At 44.4% G+C, this 333-nt stretch carries 1 protein-coding gene; it reads left to right on the forward strand.

The genetic code is table 11. The features are described 5' to 3' along the window. Window positions 1-333 (forward strand): ATP-binding cassette domain-containing protein (locus V7659_RS01705; protein ID WP_335537706.1); only part of this gene is annotated, 333 nt, incomplete at both ends.

Genomic DNA, 333 nt, shown 5'->3' on the forward strand with positions numbered 1-333 from the left:
AATTAAAAAAATGAAAGAAGCGATTAAGCGACTCCGCGACTGGGCAAACCGCTCCAATCCACCAAGTGCTGCCCTTCATAAACGGGCTACCAATATGCAAAGGGCACTGGATCGAATTGAAAAACTAGACCGCCCAAAGATAGACGTCAAAAAAATGGCGATTGATTTCGAGGCCCATGATCGAAGCGGTAAAGATGTAATCGTTTTGGAGGACGTTGCGAAGGGTTTTGGAAGCAAGAACTTGTTTGACCAAGTAAACATGCTCGTACAATATAAGGACCGCACTGCAATTGTCGGGGAAAATGGCACTGGCAAATCCACGCTTTTAAAAAT

The sequence above is a fragment of the Neobacillus drentensis genome (genome assembly GCF_036966985.1).
Classification (GTDB): domain Bacteria; phylum Bacillota; class Bacilli; order Bacillales; family Cytobacillaceae; genus Neobacillus; species Neobacillus drentensis_E.